Origin of the sequence: Caulobacter sp. DWR1-3-2b1 (assembly GCF_049895765.1) — a bacterium.
Taxonomy (GTDB): Bacteria; Pseudomonadota; Alphaproteobacteria; order Caulobacterales; family Caulobacteraceae; genus Caulobacter.
The window spans coordinates 12042-28365 of the sequence record NZ_JAFCSZ010000025.1 but is presented as its reverse complement, the minus strand read 5'-3'; the positions used below and the strand labels follow the sequence as shown (position 1 = coordinate 28365).

The 16324-nt window shown below is 66.0% G+C and carries 17 protein-coding genes and 2 tRNA genes; 8 read left to right on the top strand and 11 right to left on the bottom strand.

Features of this window, described 5'->3' with window-relative positions:
• Nucleotides 1–60: 60 nt before the first annotated feature.
• From ACP69S_RS17725 to ACP69S_RS17705, 5 genes are all read right to left on the bottom strand, one after another.
• Nucleotides 61–1998: an alpha/beta hydrolase family protein gene (locus tag ACP69S_RS17725; protein ID WP_425999493.1), complete on the bottom strand. Its 1938-nt coding sequence runs from the start codon at nucleotides 1996–1998 to the stop codon at nucleotides 61–63.
• A gap of 151 nt (nucleotides 1999–2149) precedes the next feature.
• Entirely contained in the window at nucleotides 2150–2671 is a 522-nt protein-coding gene (gene infC / locus ACP69S_RS17720; RefSeq protein ID WP_425999491.1) for a translation initiation factor IF-3, read from the bottom strand.
• A 177-nt stretch (nucleotides 2672–2848) separates the two neighbouring features.
• Nucleotides 2849–3208: a GIY-YIG nuclease family protein gene (locus ACP69S_RS17715; RefSeq protein ID WP_425999489.1), complete on the bottom strand. Its 360-nt coding sequence runs from the start codon at nucleotides 3206–3208 to the stop codon at nucleotides 2849–2851.
• A 128-nt stretch (nucleotides 3209–3336) separates the two neighbouring features.
• A complete protein-coding gene (locus ACP69S_RS17710; protein WP_425999487.1) occupies nucleotides 3337–4305 on the bottom strand; it encodes a glycosyltransferase family 9 protein in 969 nt (322 codons plus the stop codon).
• On the bottom strand, nucleotides 4302–5483 hold the full coding sequence (locus ACP69S_RS17705; protein ID WP_425999485.1) for a glycosyltransferase family 4 protein: 1182 nt from the start codon (nucleotides 5481–5483) through the stop codon (nucleotides 4302–4304). Before ACP69S_RS17705 ends, ACP69S_RS17710 begins: the two co-directional genes overlap by 4 nt.
• Before the next feature lie 54 nt (nucleotides 5484–5537).
• On the opposite strand from ACP69S_RS17705, the gene ACP69S_RS17700 reads away from it, so the two are divergent.
• Complete coding sequence (locus ACP69S_RS17700; RefSeq protein ID WP_425999483.1) at nucleotides 5538–6407, top strand: alpha/beta fold hydrolase; 870 nt, start codon at nucleotides 5538–5540, stop codon at nucleotides 6405–6407.
• An 85-nt stretch (nucleotides 6408–6492) separates the two neighbouring features.
• Here ACP69S_RS17700 and ACP69S_RS17695 read toward each other — a convergent pair whose 3' ends face one another.
• Entirely contained in the window at nucleotides 6493–6888 is a 396-nt protein-coding gene (locus ACP69S_RS17695) for a winged helix-turn-helix transcriptional regulator (protein ID WP_425999481.1), read from the bottom strand.
• A 343-nt stretch (nucleotides 6889–7231) separates the two neighbouring features.
• Between ACP69S_RS17695 and ACP69S_RS17690 the strand changes: the two genes are divergently transcribed.
• Entirely contained in the window at nucleotides 7232–8326 is a 1095-nt protein-coding gene (locus ACP69S_RS17690; RefSeq protein ID WP_425999479.1) for an extracellular catalytic domain type 1 short-chain-length polyhydroxyalkanoate depolymerase, read from the top strand.
• Here the strand turns inward: ACP69S_RS17690 and ACP69S_RS17685 are convergent.
• Nucleotides 8323–9183 (bottom strand): SDR family oxidoreductase, encoded by an 861-nt coding sequence (locus ACP69S_RS17685; protein WP_425999477.1) that lies wholly within the window; start codon nucleotides 9181–9183, stop codon nucleotides 8323–8325. The two genes, ACP69S_RS17690 and ACP69S_RS17685, sit on opposite strands and share 4 nt — an antisense overlap.
• A 148-nt stretch (nucleotides 9184–9331) precedes the next feature.
• Between ACP69S_RS17685 and ACP69S_RS17680 the strand changes: the two genes are divergently transcribed.
• From ACP69S_RS17680 to ACP69S_RS17670, 3 genes are all read left to right on the top strand, one after another.
• A tRNA-Gly gene (locus ACP69S_RS17680) sits at nucleotides 9332–9406 on the top strand.
• A gap of 45 nt (nucleotides 9407–9451) precedes the next feature.
• Nucleotides 9452–9526: transfer RNA gene (locus ACP69S_RS17675), tRNA-Gly, on the top strand.
• Nucleotides 9527–9645: 119 nt separating this feature from the next.
• Nucleotides 9646–11412, top strand: coding sequence for a DUF885 domain-containing protein (locus ACP69S_RS17670; protein WP_425999475.1), 1767 nt, complete (start codon nucleotides 9646–9648; stop codon nucleotides 11410–11412).
• Nucleotides 11413–11550: 138 nt separating this feature from the next.
• Here the strand turns inward: ACP69S_RS17670 and ACP69S_RS17665 are convergent, their stop codons facing one another.
• Nucleotides 11551–11976, bottom strand: a complete 426-nt coding sequence (locus ACP69S_RS17665; protein WP_425999473.1) for a VOC family protein — start codon at nucleotides 11974–11976, stop codon at nucleotides 11551–11553.
• Nucleotides 11977–12172: 196 nt separating this feature from the next.
• Between ACP69S_RS17665 and ACP69S_RS17660 the strand changes: the two genes are divergently transcribed.
• The 3 genes from ACP69S_RS17660 to ACP69S_RS17650 all read left to right on the top strand — a co-directional run bounded on the left by ACP69S_RS17660 (nucleotide 12173) and on the right by ACP69S_RS17650 (nucleotide 14342).
• Complete coding sequence (locus ACP69S_RS17660; RefSeq protein WP_425999472.1) at nucleotides 12173–13105, top strand: sugar kinase; 933 nt, start codon at nucleotides 12173–12175, stop codon at nucleotides 13103–13105.
• Nucleotides 13106–13239: 134 nt separating this feature from the next.
• The gene (locus ACP69S_RS17655) at nucleotides 13240–13611 is read left to right on the top strand and encodes a helix-turn-helix domain-containing protein (protein WP_425999470.1); all 372 of its coding nucleotides are present in this window, start codon (nucleotides 13240–13242) and stop codon (nucleotides 13609–13611) included.
• A complete protein-coding gene (locus ACP69S_RS17650; RefSeq protein ID WP_425999468.1) occupies nucleotides 13608–14342 on the top strand; it encodes a DUF6456 domain-containing protein in 735 nt (244 codons plus the stop codon). The genes ACP69S_RS17655 and ACP69S_RS17650 overlap by 4 nt, the downstream gene beginning before the upstream one ends.
• A gap of 54 nt (nucleotides 14343–14396) precedes the next feature.
• Here ACP69S_RS17650 and ACP69S_RS17645 read toward each other — a convergent pair whose 3' ends face one another.
• From ACP69S_RS17645 to ACP69S_RS17635, 3 genes are all read right to left on the bottom strand, one after another.
• Entirely contained in the window at nucleotides 14397–14849 is a 453-nt protein-coding gene (locus ACP69S_RS17645; protein WP_425999466.1) for a PA2169 family four-helix-bundle protein, read from the bottom strand.
• A gap of 55 nt (nucleotides 14850–14904) precedes the next feature.
• Nucleotides 14905–15219 carry a hypothetical protein gene (locus ACP69S_RS17640; protein ID WP_425999464.1) on the bottom strand — a complete coding sequence of 105 codons (315 nt, stop codon included), beginning with the start codon at nucleotides 15217–15219 and terminating at the stop codon, nucleotides 14905–14907.
• 66 nt (nucleotides 15220–15285) lie between these two features.
• On the bottom strand, nucleotides 15286–16239 hold the full coding sequence (locus ACP69S_RS17635) for a rhodanese-related sulfurtransferase (protein WP_425999538.1): 954 nt from the start codon (nucleotides 16237–16239) through the stop codon (nucleotides 15286–15288).
• Nucleotides 16240–16324 lie beyond the last annotated feature (85 nt).

The window sequence follows — 16324 nt, the reverse complement described above, 5'->3', positions numbered from 1 at the left end:
TTACCGGTGGCGGGCGACCCAAAAAGCTTCCGCGACGGCGTCATCCAGACCCACCCTTCGTCAGTTGGGCGGGTTGTGCTTTTGCAGGAAGTCGACCGTCGAGGTCAGCATGATGAGGCGCGTCGCGCCGCTCGAAAGCCAGTGATCCTCGCCCTCCAAGGTTACCAGCTCCACGGGCTTGCCCGCCTTCTTCAGGGCGGAGGCCATGATCTGGCTCTGCACATACGGCACGACCGTGTCGTCCTTGCCGTGGATCAGCAGGATCGGGATTTCCACTGCGTCGGCCAGCTTGGCGGGCGAGATCGCGGCGAGATCGGGATCCTTCAGGCCGTCCGCCCCCATGAACCGCAGCCAATAGCGAAGAGCCGAATTGCTGTTGGTCATGTAGCGTCGCTGGTTGTCGATCAGCATACGCTTTAGGTCGGACGGCCCGGCCACGGATGCGGCGCAGCGATAGACGCCCTTGTCGAGCGTGGCACCGGCAAGGGCTGCATAGCCGCCGTAAGAGGCGCCGACAATGCACACTCGCTTGGGATCGATCAGGCCTTGGGCTGCCAGGTCGCGCACGCCGTCCGAAAGATCGGTCTGCATCGCCTTGCCCCACTGGCCAAAGCCCGCCTTGACGAAGTCCCAGCCAAAGCCTTCCGAGCCGCGAAAATTGGGTTGCAGGACCGCATAGCCGTGCGAGGCCAGGGCCTGGCTCCACCAGTCGAAGCCGGGCGCGTCGCGCCCTTCCGGGCCACCGTGCGGCAAGACCACGAGCGGCAACTTCTTGGGATCCCTGCCCTGGGGCAGGGTGAGGTAGCCGCTGATCGTCAGACCGTCCTTGGCCTTGTAGCTGATCGAGCGCACTGGCGAGATATGCTCGGGCTTCAGGCTCCGATAGACCTCACCAACATATCGGGCATTCTTGGCGTCGAGATCGACGAGGGCGTAGGCGGCTCCCTCCGCAGGCGAGTCGACCATAACCACCACCTTGCGCCGGTCCTCCGACCAGGACGCCAAGCTCACCCGTTCGCCCTGGAACGCCTTGACGACGGCGTTCCAGGTGGCCTGACTCTTGGGGTCGAAGAAGGTGTAGCGCAGGTCGTCTCCCACCAGACTCACGCCACCCAACAGGCCAAGATTGCCCGGATCATGCACGAGGCCGTCCATCTCGACGCCCTTGGGGAGATCGAGATGGGTTCCATCGAGGCTGTATTCGCGAAGGATGGTGTTGGCCTCCGCGTCCCTTTTCCAGACCAGCACCGACTTGCCGTCGCGGCCGAAGCCGGAGATTCCGTAGGAGCCCATCGGGGCGGAGGTCTGGTCGACCGTCTTCCAGGCCTTGTTGATCCTGAGCTTCAGCGACCAGAGGCCCTTCTTCTGATCGTAGAGCGACTGGGCGATGGCGGCGCCGTCGTCGTCGACCAGCCAGCCGTCGGTGTTCTCGTTGCCGCCATGGTCCAGCATGGTGGTGATGCCTGTTTTCAGATTGACGCGGTAGAGCGTGTCCCAACCGGTGTTGTCGACGAAATGAACGCCTTCCAGGTAGACGAAAGGAACGCCATGGACGATGCGCACCATGGGCGCACCGATGACCACGTTCATCGAATCGACCTGCCCCTTCAGGAGCTGCGTCTGCTTGCCTGTGACGATATTGAAGTCGATGGCCTGGAAGTATTCTTGCGCAGGGCCTCTCAGGCCATAGACGTCGGCCGTCGACGAGGTGATCACGAGCAGGTGCTCGGGCCCGGCCCATTGCACGCTGCGCACCTTGACCGCATCCATGTTTATGCCGGTGACCAAGGCAGTCGTGTCGGTCTTTCGGACAGCCAATAGCCGACGTTCGCCATCGGTGACTGTGATCGCCAGTAGCTTGCCGTCTGGCGAGATATCCACGCCTTCGATGCCGGGAAGCCGCCCATAGGCGGAAAGCGGAGCCAATTCAGCGGCGCGCGCCGTTATTGCAAACAGCGCCACGAAGGCCGCAACAGCGGCCACACTCACCTTGAACACGTCGTTATCCCCCGACCCCGGGGCAATCTATCAAGGCGGGCATTTGTGTCGAGGGGTCTTGTGGGTTGAACTCTTGATTTCCAAGAGCTCAAACGAAAAACGCCCCGGCCGAGGCCAGGGCGTTGATGCGGGATCTGGTCCTGCGCGCGCTTTAGCGCGGCGCCAGGATCATAATCATCTGCCGGCCTTCCATGCGCGGCTCGTATTCGACCTTGGCGATTTCCTCGAAGTCGGTCTTGACCTTGATCAGCAGCTTCATGCCCAGTTCGGGGTGAGCCATTTCACGACCGCGGAAGCGCAGGGTCACCTTGACCTTGTCGCCCTCCTCGAAGAACCGGGTCATGGCCTTGGTCTTCACTTCGTAATCGTGGATGTCGATATTAGGCCGCAGCTTGATTTCCTTAAGCTCGACGATCTTCTGCCGCTTGCGCGCCTCGTTCTTCTTCTTCTGCTCCTGGAACTTGAACTTACCGTAGTCCAGGATCTTGCAGACGGGAGGATTGGCGTTCGGAACGATTTCCACCAGGTCCAGGCCAGCTTCCTCGGCCGCTTCCATGGCGGACGTGGTCGGCATTTCGCCTTGCTTCTCGCCGTTTTGGTCGATCAGCAGGACGCGCGGGACGCGGATTTCATCGTTTATACGCGGTCCGTCTTTGACGGGCGGCGTTTGCATAGGACGGCGAATAGGGGCGGCTCCGGTACAGTTGAAGGTAGTCGCGCTGCGCGGAGACGCGCTGCGAGAAGATGATATATGACCTGTCGGGCGCCCCCTATCAAGCGGCGCGAGCCAAACAGGCGTCGTAGCGGTCAATCCTTTTGGGCGCGGGACGAATGAAGACCTGCCAGGACGCTAAAACGGCTTGTCATCCCGGGCGTAGCGCAGCGAAGATCTGGGACCGTCAAAACCGGGAACCGCAGCCGGTTCAGGCCAAGGAAACTCGGTTTCGCCGAGCAAAGCGGGCAGAAGGTCGATCCATTCCGGATTGCGCGCTTCGACCAGTTCGAACTTCCAGAGCCTGCGCCAGCGCTTAATGAGTTTCTCGCGACGGATTGCGGCTTCGATGTCTGTGTGGATTTCGAACCAGACAAGATTTCTGCATCCGTATCGACGGGTGAAGCCCTGCGTCGCGCCGTCGCGATGTTGAGTTGCGCGAGAGGCCAAGTCCGATGTGACACCGACGTAGAGGACGCCACGGCGCGTGTTGGTCATCCAGATAGACGGCGTAGGAGTGATCCCTCAAAGAGGGATTTTATGAGGAAAATATCGTAAAAGTATAGTGACTGCTTGGACCGGGTGGTCCCGGGTCTGCGCTGCGCTCTGCCCCGGATGACAGAAAATTACGGCAGCAGCGACATCGCCGCGCTGGCCACCGTCGAGACGGGCAGAGCCTTGAGGTCTGGCGACTTGATCACTGCCACATGGCCGCGCGGGCCGCAGAGCTCGGGATCGGAGGCGTCCGAAAACAGCGCGATGGTCGGCGCGCCCGATGCCGCCAGCAGGTGGGTGGGGCCCGTGTCGTTGCCGACGACCAGGGCCGCCTTGGCCCCGAGCACGGCTAATTGGGCGAAGTCGGTGCGGCCGGTGAGGTCGCGCGCTTGGCCGACGGACTTCTGGATAGCGCGCGCCATGGCGCTTTCCTGCGGTCCGCCGATGATGACGATGTCGAGGCCCCGCGCCTTCAGCAGCGAGCCCAATTGGGCGAAGGCCTCAACCGGCCAGCGCTTTTCCATCCGATGGGCCGAGCCGCCGGGCACGAACAGCACGTAGGGACGCGGCGCGGCGGCGCCGGCCACGGGGCGGGCTTCCTTGTGGCGGCGCAGGATCCACGAGAGATCCGGCGGGGGCGCGCTGCCGTGTTCGGTGGGGGCGTCGGGCCAGATGCCGGCGGCCCTGAGTTGGTCTGCCTGGCGCTCGAGCGTGTGCATGTTCTGCCGTGCCTTGCCGCGCTGGGGCAGGGCGCATCCGGTAGCGACGCCGCTCCATTGCGGCGGGAAGGGCCGCAGGGCCTGGAAGTACCAGTTGGTGCGACTGCTGGTCTGGAGGTCGTAGACGCGATCGTAGCGAGCTGAGCGCAGGCGGCCCAGCATCTTGGTCAAGTCGCCGAAGTCTTCCGGGCGCCCATCGGTCTCGACCGTGTTGAAGTAGGGGCTGAGCTTGGCCAAGGCCTCGAACGGCGGGGTGGTGAGCAGAGTGATCTTGGCCTTGGGATGAGCCTCGCGGATCTTCTTCATCGCCGCCAGAGCGAGAACGAAATCGCCAAGGGCCCCCAGCTTGATCACCAGGACCTTTTTGATCTCCTTGCTCAAGGTCTCCGCTCCAAAACTCTGGCTTCCAGCACGCGCGCATAAACTTGCAGAGTGGCTTCGCACATGGCGTCCACCGAATACAACCGCCGAGCGCGAGCCCTGGCGGCCTGACCCATGGTCTGGCGCGTCGCGGCTCCCACGTTGCAGGCTATGGCGAGGGCGTCGGCCCAGGCCTCGGCGTCGCCCGGCGCGACCAGCCAGCCGGTTTCGCCGGGCAGCACGGTCTCGCGCGCCGCTCCGTGGTCGGAGGCCAGCACTGGCTTGCCCATCACCTGCGGCTCGACCGCCGTGCGGCCGAAGGCCTCGGGTTCGAGCGAGGGCGCAATGGCCAAATCGGCAATGAGATAGGCAGCCGGCATGTCTTCGCAATGGCCGACGATCCTGACGTCGTCCTGCAGATTGGCCGCGGTGATCCGGGCTTCAAGTTCAGCGCGATAGGCCTTGCGGCCCTGATCGTCGCCGACCAGCAGCAACAGTATCCGGGCGTCGCCCGAGGCCTTCAGTTTCGCCATGGCCTCTATGAGCAGGGCCTGACCCTTCCAGCGCGTCAGCCGGCCGGCCAACAGCACCTTCAGCCGTCGGTCGTCGGCGGCGACGCCCCAGGCCCTGCGCAGGGCGTCGATCCGCTCGGCGCTCACCATGTCGGGCTCAAACCTCGTCAGGTCCACGCCCCGCGGGATGGCCACCACCCGGGCCGGATCGATCCCATGCTCCTTGATCACGTGGGCGCGGGTGTATTCGGAATTGGCGATCACCAGGTCGCCCTTGGTCATCACCGCATTGTACCAGCGCTTCAGGTTGGACCTCGCGTTATAGACGCCGTGATAGGTGGCCACGAACGGCGTCTTGGTCGCGTGCGCGGCCCACAGGGCGCTGAAAGCCGGGGCGCGCGAGCGGGCGTGGACCAGGCTGACCTTTTCGCGGCGGATCAGGTCGATCAGCCGGGCGGCGTTGCCCAGCATGACCAGCGGGTTCTTGGACTGGGCCGGCATGTGGGCCAGACGGCCGCCGTCGGCCTCCAGCCGCGAGGCCATGCGTCCGCCCTTGGTCGCGACCAGCGCCTTGCCGCCTTGCCTCACGACGGCGTGGGCGACATCTATCGTCGTCTGCTCAGCGCCGCCCGTTTCGAGTTCGGGCGTTACCTGCAGAAGAATGAAATCGTCGGGAAGGTCGGGCACGCGACTCTCGGCTGAGATACCGCATTTAGTTAGCGAAAGGATCAAGGCCGCGCCATGACCGAATCCCCGGAGTTTCTGGTTCGCGCCGACAATCAGCGCATCGCCTATCGACGCGTGGATGGCGAAGGGCCGACCGTCGTCTGGCTAGGCGGGTTCCATTCCGACATGACCGGGACAAAGGCTCAGGTTCTGGCCGACCAGGCTCAAGCCACCGGCGGCGCCTATCTGCGCTTCGACTATTTCGGCCACGGCGAGTCGGACGGCGCGTTCCGAGATGGCACGATCAGCCGCTGGCGCGAGGACGCCCTGGCGGTGATCGACGACCTGACCAAGGGACCGCTGGTGCTGGTGGGCTCGTCGATGGGCGGCTGGATCGCCTGCCTGGCGGCCATCGCCCGGCCTCAGCGCGTCAAGGCCATGGTGCTGATCGCCCCGGCTCCGGACTTCACCGAAAAGCTGATGGAGCCCGGGCTTCCCGACGAGGCCAAGGCCGCCATCGCCAGCGACGGGTTCTGGATCCGGCCCTCGGCGTATGGCGACGGCGGCTATGCGATCACCCGCGAACTGCTGGAGGACGGCGCGCGGTGGTCGATCCTGCAGGGCGACGTGCCCATTGAGGTTCCGATCCGCGTGCTGCAGGGCGGCGCCGATCCGGACGTTCCTTGGACCCACGCCCTGGAACTGGCAAACGCGCTGAAGAGCGACGACGTGATCTTCACCCTGATCAAGGACGGCGACCATAGGCTGTCGCGACCCCAGGACCTGGAGCGGCTGGTCGCGGCGGTGATCGAAGCCCGGTCGCTGGTCGAAATCGACGATGATCCGGTCGCTCGGCGTCTGGCCCGCGCGGCTCGGGCGCGGGGTGCGAGCTTGGCTTCGGCGGCGGCCTGGGCGGCGGCGGACATCGGGCCGGACGAGGAGTAGGGCCGCTTCGAGCTATGGCGCGTTTGCGTTGGTCAGCTTGCGGCCCTGAAGCGGACACCACTGCGGTGCGCTTCCAAGATGTTCGCTACGAGAGCGGCTTGTCCGCGCTGTTCAGCAACAGCGCGGGAGTCGTCGCCAGGAAGGCTTCGGGAATGGGGCGGCGGTCGGTCAGGTGGGCGACGCCCCACTTGGCGATCTCTTGAAGCACCGGCAACAGATCCGCTCCGGCAGGCGTCAGGACATAACCTCCGCGCGAGCCCGAACCGGCGATGGCGCGCTGCTCAACGGCCAAGCCCGCTTCGACCAGGCGCTTGAGCCGGTCGGAAAGAATATTCGTAGCGATCCGCTCAGGCGCGGCCTGCATCTGCCGAAAGCTCCGCGCGCCGAGCATCAGATTACGAATGACGAGCAGCGACCATCGATCTCCGACGATGTCGAGCGCCGACGCGATGGGGCAATCGGAGCGGAATGGGCGATCCATTGATCGGTGAACCTAAGGCTTGCAAAATGCAACTTAACGCCAGATATTGCTGCCAGCAAGGGGGAGTCCGCATGATCGTTGCGCCTATCACGTCCGCTCTCGCCGCCCTTGGCGCCGTGATCACCGGGCGCGAATGACGGTTTTCCACGGTGGTCGAACTTCGGGGTGGTCCGCTTGCGGTCAGCTGCAGTGAGGCTATCGGCTTGCAGATGAGCTATCAGCCTGCTCATGACGGGCGGCGAACTCTTCAGCATCTCCGCGCCGTATGCTGCACTGCGGGATCGGCGTGTCCGCCGGCGCGTTAGTGGTTCCAGGCGCGCGTGGTCGCCGGCGGAGCGTCGGCATGAAGCGCCCCTTTCTTGCCTTGATGAAATTGTCCGCAGCCGCCCGAAAGGGACCGCTCGCGACCGCCGTCGCCCTGCAGCGCCTGGCGCTTAAGTCCGCGCCCAAGCCCAAGCCCAAGCCCAAGCCCAAGCCCAAGCGCGCCAAACCTCAGCCGAAGCCGAAGCCGAAGGCGAAACCCAAGGCCGCCAGCTCGCCGAAAGCGACGGCCGCCAAGGTGCGTCGGCCGTCAGCGGGCAGTTTCGTCGATGGGCGGTTCAGCGGCTCGCAGGCCCCCCTGGATTACAAGCTCTACACGCCCGTGGGCTCGACCCGTCGGCGCTTGCCGCTGGTGGTCATGCTCCACGGCTGCACCCAGTCGGCCGGCGATTTCGCGGCGGGCAGCGGTATGAACCCCGTCGCCGACGAGATGGGCTTCCTGGTGCTCTATCCGCAGCAATCGACCTCGGCCAACCTCGGGCGCTGCTGGAACTGGCACCGGCGCGGCGATCAGGAGCGCGGGGCCGGCGAACCCGCCGCGATCGCCGCCCTGACGCGGCACATCATCGCCCTCTGCAAGGCCAATCCCGATCGCGTCTATATCGCCGGCCTCTCCGCCGGCGGCGCCGCTGCGGCTATCGTCGGGGCCGCCTATCCCGATCTCTATGCCGCGGTAGGGGTCCATTCCGGGCTGGCCAGGGGCGACATCGGCACCCTGCGCGGAGCGATGGCCGCGATGCGCAACGGCGTCGGGGCGAGCAGCGGTGGCAAGACGCCTCGTCCGCTCCCGACCATCGTCTTCCATGGCGATCAGGACAACGTCGTGCATCCCAGCAACGCGGGCGGCTTCCTGCTGCATCTCCAGCGGTCCAGCGCGGTTCCGCTTCTCAGCCGGGCGGAGCAGGGGCAGTCGCCGGGAGGGCGCAGCTTTACCCGCTCGATCTATCGCCACGGCCCCGCGGACGTGCGTCTGGAGGACTGGACGGTGCATGGCGGTGGCCACGGCTGGTCCGGCGGCCGGGCGTTCGCCTCCTACACCGATCCGGCGGGACCGGACGCCTCCCGGGCGATAGCGCGCTTCTTCCTCGCGCGTCGGCGGCCCAAAACCGGCGCCTAGCCGTCTGCCTTCAGGATCGCCGCCAAGCCTTCGCGATAAGTCGGATACTTCAACCGCCAGCCCAGCTCGGCCTTGGCTCGGGCATTCGAGACCCGCTTGTTCTCCGCATAAAAACGCCGCGTGGCCGACGACATTCCCAGGGCGTTGAACGGAAGGTCGGGCGGTACGGGGACGCCCAGCAGCTTGGCCGCATACTCCATGACGTCCTGTGGCGGGGCAGGCTCATCGTCGCAGAGATTGTAGATTCCGCCAGCCCGGGGGCGGTCCAGCGAGGCCAGCAAGCCCGAGACGATGTCGTCCAGGTGGATGCGGCTGAACACCTGGCCGGGCTTGACCAGGCGGCGGCCTTCGCCGGCCCGCAGGCGATCAAGCGCGCTGCGACCGGGGCCGTAGATACCGGGCAGGCGGAAGGCGGTGACGGTCAGGCCCATGCCGCGCCCGACCTGACGCCAGTCGCGCTCGGCCCCGACCCGCCGGGCGCCCTCGACCGACTGGGCCTTCAGGGGCGAGGTCTCGAACACCCAGCGGCCCTCGAAATCGCCATAGACGCCGGTGGTCGACAGATAGCCGATCCAGTCGGGGAAGGCCTCTGCCTGAGCCAAGGCGGGGATCACCGATTCCAACGCCGGGCAGCCGTCTTCGCCGGGCGGGGAGGAGACCAGCACCGCATTGACCCCCTTGAGGGCCGCGGCCATGGCGTCGCGGTCGTTCGGATCGGCCGGCTCGATCCCAGCCGCGCGCAGCGCCGCCGCCTGCTCCGACGAGCGAGCCGAGGCGGCGATATCCCAGCCCCGAGCCCGCAGAGCGTCGGCAAACGCCGCCCCCACATAGCCCAGACCGAACACGAACAGACGCAAGATGCAGCTCCGCCACCCCGAAAATCAGGGAGCGAATGAGCCCCCGAAAGACCGGACTTCGCAACCCCTCAAAGGGCGCTTGCCAAGGCCGGAGCGCTCTGCCATAAGCCGCCTCCTCGTCGCGGGGCGTTCTTTTCGCTTCCACGATGCGGGCGTAGCTCAGTGGTAGAGCACAACCTTGCCAAGGTTGGGGTCGAGAGTTCGAATCTCTTCGCCCGCTCCATTCCTCCACTCTCGGAGGATGGAACGAGACCCGAGAAATCCGGATGCGGGCGTAGCTCAGTGGTAGAGCACAACCTTGCCAAGGTTGGGGTCGAGAGTTCGAATCTCTTCGCCCGCTCCAATTTCTCTTAAAGCTCCACAGGTCAGTTTCGTCAGCGAACGCCGCGCCGGCCCGACAGGGTTTGGCGCCGGGCGGATTCCTGATCTAACCCTTCCCCGTCTTATTGTTCGGGGTCTCTCATGCTTGATCATCGTTTTTGCCGCTGGGCCGCTGGCAGCCTGATCGCCGCCCTAGTGCTGGCCAGCGCCGCCCAGGCCGCGCCGGTTGCCGGCGATCGGCTGACCCAGGCGATCAAGGCCTACGAGTCCAGCAGCGCCGGCGGCGAAGATGACGACGGTGGCGGCAGCGAAGCCCAGCGCTGGCGTCTGCCGCCCGTGGGACCCGAAGCCGACGCTAGGCGCAAGGCCAAGCTGGTCGAGGCGCGGGGACTGTTGGAAGGCCTGGACGTCAAAGCCCTGACGCCCGATCAGCAACTGACCGCCCAGCTTCTGAACTTCACCCTCGACGAGCGGATTGAGGGGCTGTCGTTTGACGAGTCGCGCATGCCGTTCAGCAGCGACGGCGGCTTTGACGTAACCTTGCTTTATCGCGCCAACGGCATGCGGCTGAAGACCGAGGCCGAAGCCGTCAAGTGGCTGGAGCTGTTGGCCAAGACCCCGGATTGGTACGCCGCCAACATCGCCAATGCCCGCCGCGGGATCGCCACCGGCTTCGTCCAGGCCGCGCTCACCGCCCAGTCAGTGCTGGACCGCGCCAGGCGCGCCGCCGCCACGCCGGTGGCGCAGGAGCCCTTGCTGGCCCCGCTGCGAGCCCTCCCAGCCAGCGTGCCGGCCGGCCGCAAGGCGGCCCTGATCGCGCAGGGCGAGAAGGTCTTGGCCGAAAAGGTGGCTCCGGCCCGGGCAGGCTTTGTCACCTTCATGGAAACCGAATACCTGCCCAAGGCCGCCAAGAGTCTGGCCGCCGTCGATCTGCCCGATGGCCAGCGCTACTACGCGTTCCTGGCCCGTCGCCACACGACCACGGCCATGACGCCAGATCAGATCCACGACATCGGCCGCAGCGAAGTGGCGCGAATCCGGGCCCGGATGCAGACGGTGATGAAGGACACCGGCTTTAAGGGGACCCTGCCGGAGTTCATCGGCTATCTGCGCAAGGACCCAAAGTTCTACGCCACCAGCCGCCAGCAACTGCTGGAAAAGGCCAGCGAGATCGCCAAGCGCGCCGACGACCAATTGCCGGCCCATTTCGGCGTGCTACCGCGCCTGAGCTATGGCGTGCGTCCCGTGCCGGCCAGTATCGAGAAGGGCTACACCACCGGCCGCTATTTCGGTGGCGATCCCAAGATCGGCCGGGCTGGTGGGCTGATGATCAACACCTCGGAGCTGGACCAGCGAGCGCTCTACGAGCTGCCGGCCCTGGTGTTGCACGAAGGCGCGCCCGGCCACCACACCCAGAACGCCCTGGCCCAGGAGCAGACCGACACGCCGGAGTTCCGCAAGAACCTGTCCTTCAACGCCTTCGGTGAAGGCTGGGGTCTCTACTCGGAATGGCTGGGCGAGGAGATGGGCATCTATCGCGATCCCTATGAGCTGTTTGGCCGCCTGTCCTACGAGATGTGGCGCGCCTGCCGGCTGGTGGCCGACACCGGCATGCACTGGAAGCGCTGGAGCATCGATCAGGCCCGCGTCTGTTTCACCGACAACACCGCTCTGTCGCCGGTCAATATCGAGGTCGAGCTGGCGCGCTATGTGTCGTGGCCCGGTCAGGCCCTGGCCTACAAGATCGGCGAGCTGAAGATCCTGGAACTGCGCAAGCGGGCCGAGACGGCGCTGGGGGATCGGTTCGACGAGCGCAAGTTCCATGACGCGGTGCTGCTGCAGGGCTCCGTGCCGATGGCGGTGCTGGAGCAGCGGATCGACGCGTGGGTGGCGGGGCAGGGGAAGTAGGGGTCTTCACCGCACTTGCCCCCTCCGCGCTGCGCGCTCCTCCCCCGGAGGGGGAAGATGAACTTATCCGCCCCCTATGGGGGCGGACGATCGCGAAACGACCCGGTGGGGGCAAGTCCGGCGGATGGCTTTTCGCCTTCAAGGCTGCGCAGGAATGGTGTTGACCATCCACGGAATGCCGAACTTGTCCGTGAAGCTGCCATAGCCGGGCGACCAGAAGGTCTCGGCGAAGGGCATGCCGACCTTGCCGCCTTCGGACAGGGCGTCGAACACGCGGCGGGTCTCGGCGGCGTCCCCGGTGTGGAAGCCGACGTCGAAGCCGTTCTTGGGCTTGTCGATGTTGGGTGCGAATTCGGACGGCATGTCGGCTCCCATCAGGGACTGATCGCCAACGTCCAGCCAGCAGTGCATCAGCCAGTCCTTGTACTTGGGATCGACCGGCATGTCGGCCGGGCCTTCGCCGTAAGGAAAGGCGGCGGTGACGGTCCCGCCCAGAACCTGGGCGTAGAAATCGAAGGCTTGGCGGCATTCGCCCTGGAAGCTCAGGCTGGTGACGATCTTCATGGCGTTCTCCCTGATGTGTTTCGAAACAGACGATGTTCCCCGGCGGCGACAGGATCGGTCGTGCCTGGCGGTCCGACGATAGGCGGCGCACACGACCATACGACGACATTGGCCCAAAACTGGCGGCATGGTCTCGGCCCTCGCCCTCGTCGCCAAAACCGCCTAAACCCCGCGCGACGTTGGGGGAGAGGCGCTCATGGCCAGGATCACCGTGCTGGGCGAGTGCATGGTCGAGATGTCGCCGGAGGGGCATTTCGATGACGGCGCACCGCGCTACCGGATGGGCTTCGCCGGCGACACCTTCAACACCGCCGTCTACATGGCGCGGCTGGGCGACGAGGTCGCCTACTGCACGGCGCTGGGGCAGGGCGACCCGTTCAGCGAGGGCGTTCTGGCCGCCATGCGCCGCGAGGGGCTGGACACCCGTCTGGTGCGCGAGGCGCAGAACCGCCTGCCGGGTCTCTACGCCATCGTGCTGGACGACAGCGGCGAGCGGAAATTCCACTACTGGCGCGAGCGGGCTCCGATCCGCGACCTCTTTTCCGAACACACCGCCGACCTGCTGATCGAGGCGGCCAAGGCCAGTGATCTCGTCTATCTGTCCGGCGTCACCCTGGCGGTGATCGGCGACATCGGCCGGGCGCGGCTGAAGGACATCCTGGCCTATGTCCATTCGCTGGGCGTCGCCGTGGCGCTGGATTTCAACTATCGGCCAGCCCTGTGGCCCAGTCCCGAAGCGGCGCGTAGCGCCCTCGACGGCGTGGTTCCGTCCTGCCGCTATATCTCGCTGAGCAGCGAGGACTCCCGCCCGCTGTATGGCCGCGAGGCCGAGGACCTGGCCGCCGAATGGGCGGCGGCGGGCGCTGAGGTCGTGGCCCGCGACGAGAGCCACGCCGTCAATGTCCATCGTCCGGATGTCCGTACCGCCACCCCTGCGCCGGGCCGGGTGAAGGCGGTCGACACCACCGGCGCCGGCGACAGTTTCAACGCCGCCTACCTGTCGTCGCGGCTGGCTGGCCTGTCGATCGAGAGGGCCGTGGCTCACGCCCACGCCCTTGCCGCGGCCGTGGTGACCTGCAAGGGCGCCATCGTTCCGAAGGCCTCTATGCCCGTGCTCGAACGGGGATAGGACAGATTCGGACGTAGGTTTTTCAAAGGCTTATTTTCCTACTTGTGCGTCACGATAGGAAAATTATCCTCACCAACAGAAATTAAGCCTAAATTCGAGTCGTCGCTGGATCGCGACACCGATTGGAGGACGCCATGTTGGTTCAAGCTCTTGAGGATATCTGGGCGATCACGCCCGATCCCCGTCGCGACCGTTTGACGGTCGCCTTCGTCACCCATCTGGTCGCCATGGCGACCGATGTCTCGCCCGGCGACATCTCCGCTCACAAGCGCACCAGCGTCGCTGCGGCGCGAGCCCGGCAGATAGCCATCTACCTGACCCACGTCACCTTCCACTGGCCGCTGGCCCGGGTGGCCTTCGCCTTCGGGCGCGATCGAACGACCTGCGCCCATGCCTGCCACAGGATCGAGGACCTGCGAGAGGACGCTGGTTTCGACGCCAAGCTGGGCTCGCTGGAAGACTGTCTTCGCCAGGCGCCGCGCCAGATCCTGGAGGGCGCGCGATGAGCGAGACGACTGACCTGGCCGTCGAGCATCTGGCCCTGCGCGCCGCCCGGCTGCTGGCCCGACCGGGCGCGGTGATCGAGGCGGCGCCCATGGGCTACGCGGTGCGCTTCGGGCCCAACCGCAGGCGGCGACCCATGCTGGTGATCGACGAGACCGCCTTTCAGGCTCTCGTTCGTCTGGCCAGCCTGACGCAGCGGAAACAGGGTGGCTGGTCGCTGGTGTTCACGCCACCCGCCAAGCCCGCGCCGCCGCCGGGGAAGCCGAGCGTCATCGAGGGCGAGGTGGTCATCGAAGAACCAGGCGTCGGACGCACGGCCTTCAAGGCCAATCTGGGAGAGTCGCCGCTGGCTTGGCTGGCGCGCCGTCGCGATGGCCAGGGCAGGCCGTGGCTCATGCCCGTCGAGGCGGCGGCAGGGGAGCGCCTGCGCGAGGATTTCCACCGCGCGGGCACGATTGGCCGGCTGACCATGAACTGGGACGCCGGAGGGCGCGTCGATGGCGGGGGCGGGCGTCGTCTCGAGCCCGCCGAACGCGCCCGAGCCGCCAAGGAGCGTATCGCCGCCGCGCTGGAGGCGGCGGGCCCCGGCCTGCGCGAGATCCTGGAACATGTGTGCCTGGCAGGCACGGCGCTGGAGGCGGCAGAGCGTTCGCTGGGCCTGCCGCGCCGCGCGGGCAAGACAGTGCTGAAGCTGGCCCTGCAGCGACTGGCTTTGCATTACCGCATGGCCTGAACGCGAAAAGGGCGGGACCTCGGTCCCGCCCTTCCGATCTTCCCGGAGGGAAGACTAGTGCTTTTGCATGTTCTTGATATCGCGCATCTGGTCGTGACCGGACTTCACCGAGGTCCAGGCCTTTTCGATGACAGCGCGGGTCTGGGCGTCGACGTCGGTGTCGCCCATGGCCTTTTCGTATTTCGCCTTGATGAAGTCCTCGCCGGACTCAACCTCGTTGATCACCGCCTCGTCGCCCTTCGAGAGGCTGTCGCGGAGATTGACGAACACGCGGTGAGCGGCGGCCAGGATGGTGCCGTCGTCCTTGGGGTCGCCGCCGAGACGACGAACCTCGTCCTGCAGCTCGGAGGCGACGCTGCGGCGTTCTTGGGCCCGCTTTTCGAACAGGTCCTTGTAGCGGGCGCTATTGGCGTCCTTGGCGGCTTCGGCATATCCGTCGGCGCTGTCGATGGTGGTTTCGACGAGGCCGTTGACCAGATGGATATGGTCTTCATTGGTATGGGGCATGGAGGCTCCTTTGGAAGAGGGGTCAGCTAAGGGCGGTGGGGCAGGACAGGTTGCGCTAGGCGACCTTCTTGGCCAAGAAGCCCCAGGCCGTGGTTGCCGCGGCGATGACCGGGCCGCGGGTGCGCGGATTGACCAGCAGAACGGCGGCGACGCCGGCGCCGACCAAGGCTAGGCCCAAGGGGATCTTCTTGCCTGCAAGGGTGATCTTGCCGTGCTGATCCGGGGCCAGGGCGTAGTCGGGCGCCGGGGCGGTGGGATCGGTGCTGGCGCCATGAGTTTTGCGGCCCAGGAAGTTCGAGATCTTGTCGGCGGCGCTCGGACGCTTGGGGGCGACGGGCGGCGCGCCATAGATGGAGTCATAGGCGACCATGGGGAGGCTCCTTGCTGGGGTTGCCTCCGATAACGCGAACAACGGCGAGGCGATCCCTCGTCGCCGTCAGTCTTCGCCGGTTTCGTGTTTCGCTCCCACATGGGCGATGCCCAGTTGCCGCGCGCGGGCGACCTGCCTGTGCCGCTCGGCGTAGCGAGCCTTGCTGCTTTCGTCGCGCTGGTCGTGACAGGCCGGGCACGCGACGCCTTCAACATAGAGCGGCGAGGTCATCTCGGCGGGGCTGACGGGACGGCGACAGCCCCGGCACAGTCCGTGTGTTCCCGGCGACAGTCCGTGGCCAACGGCTACGCGCTCGTCGAACACGAAGCATTCGCCGCGCCACCGGCTTTCGGGTTCGGCGACCTGTTCCAGATAGTCGAGGATACCGCCCTTCAGGTGGAAGACGTCCTGAACGCCTTCAGATTTCAGGAAGGCCGTAGACTTCTCGCAGCGAATGCCGCCGGTGCAGTACATGGCCACCTTCAGTGGCGGTGCGCCCGGACCTCGCGCTTGCTCCAGCCCGGCGCGATAATCGCGAAACCAATCCGGAAAGGCCGAAAAGCTGGAGGTCTTCGGATCGACCGCCCGCTCGAAGGCGCCGATGGCCACCTCGTAATCGTTACGCGTGTCGATCACCACGACGTCGGGATCGGCGATCAGGGCGTTCCAGTCGGCGGGCTCGACATAGGTCCCGGCATTGGCGGCGGGATCCAGATCCGGCAGGCCAAGGGTGACGATCTCCTTCTTCACGCGCACTTTCATGCGGTGGAAGGGCATGTGGTCGGACCAGGCGGTCTTGGGCTGAAGATCGGCGCAGCCGGGCAGCGCGCGGATGTGGGCCAGCACCGTCTCGATAGCGGCGTCGGTTCCGGCGATGGTGCCGTTGATCCCCTCGCGCGCCAGCAGCAGGGTGCCTCTGACGCCCACCGCGCAGCAGGCCTTGGCCAGCGGGCCTTGCAGGGCCGCCGGGTCGGGAAGTTGCGTGAACCTGTAGAGTGCGGCCACGCGGAAGGCCTGGATGTCGAGCGTCATCGAGCGAGGCCATAGGCGCTTCCACGACGGGTCTCAAGTATTCGCCTCAAACTGTCGGGGAACCAACACCCGC

What these genes read in the sequence shown, in the direction of transcription:
- ACP69S_RS17690 (WP_425999479.1), top strand. Translation starts at nt 7,232, where the DNA reads ATGAAGCGCCCCTTTCTTGCCTTGATGAAATTGTCCGCAGCCGCCCGA.
- ACP69S_RS17655 (WP_425999470.1), top strand. Translation starts at nt 13,240, where the DNA reads ATGTTGGTTCAAGCTCTTGAGGATATCTGGGCGATCACGCCCGATCCC.
- ACP69S_RS17715 (WP_425999489.1), bottom strand. Translation starts at nt 3,208, where the DNA reads ATGACCAACACGCGCCGTGGCGTCCTCTACGTCGGTGTCACATCGGAC.
- ACP69S_RS17665 (WP_425999473.1), bottom strand. Translation starts at nt 11,976, where the DNA reads ATGAAGATCGTCACCAGCCTGAGCTTCCAGGGCGAATGCCGCCAAGCC.
- ACP69S_RS17660 (WP_425999472.1), top strand. Translation starts at nt 12,173, where the DNA reads ATGGCCAGGATCACCGTGCTGGGCGAGTGCATGGTCGAGATGTCGCCG.
- ACP69S_RS17700 (WP_425999483.1), top strand. Translation starts at nt 5,538, where the DNA reads ATGACCGAATCCCCGGAGTTTCTGGTTCGCGCCGACAATCAGCGCATC.
- ACP69S_RS17640 (WP_425999464.1), bottom strand. Translation starts at nt 15,219, where the DNA reads ATGGTCGCCTATGACTCCATCTATGGCGCGCCGCCCGTCGCCCCCAAG.
- infC (WP_425999491.1), bottom strand. Translation starts at nt 2,671, where the DNA reads ATGCAAACGCCGCCCGTCAAAGACGGACCGCGTATAAACGATGAAATC.
- ACP69S_RS17645 (WP_425999466.1), bottom strand. Translation starts at nt 14,849, where the DNA reads ATGCCCCATACCAATGAAGACCATATCCATCTGGTCAACGGCCTCGTC.
- ACP69S_RS17695 (WP_425999481.1), bottom strand. Translation starts at nt 6,888, where the DNA reads ATGGATCGCCCATTCCGCTCCGATTGCCCCATCGCGTCGGCGCTCGAC.
- ACP69S_RS17670 (WP_425999475.1), top strand. Translation starts at nt 9,646, where the DNA reads ATGCTTGATCATCGTTTTTGCCGCTGGGCCGCTGGCAGCCTGATCGCC.
- ACP69S_RS17650 (WP_425999468.1), top strand. Translation starts at nt 13,608, where the DNA reads ATGAGCGAGACGACTGACCTGGCCGTCGAGCATCTGGCCCTGCGCGCC.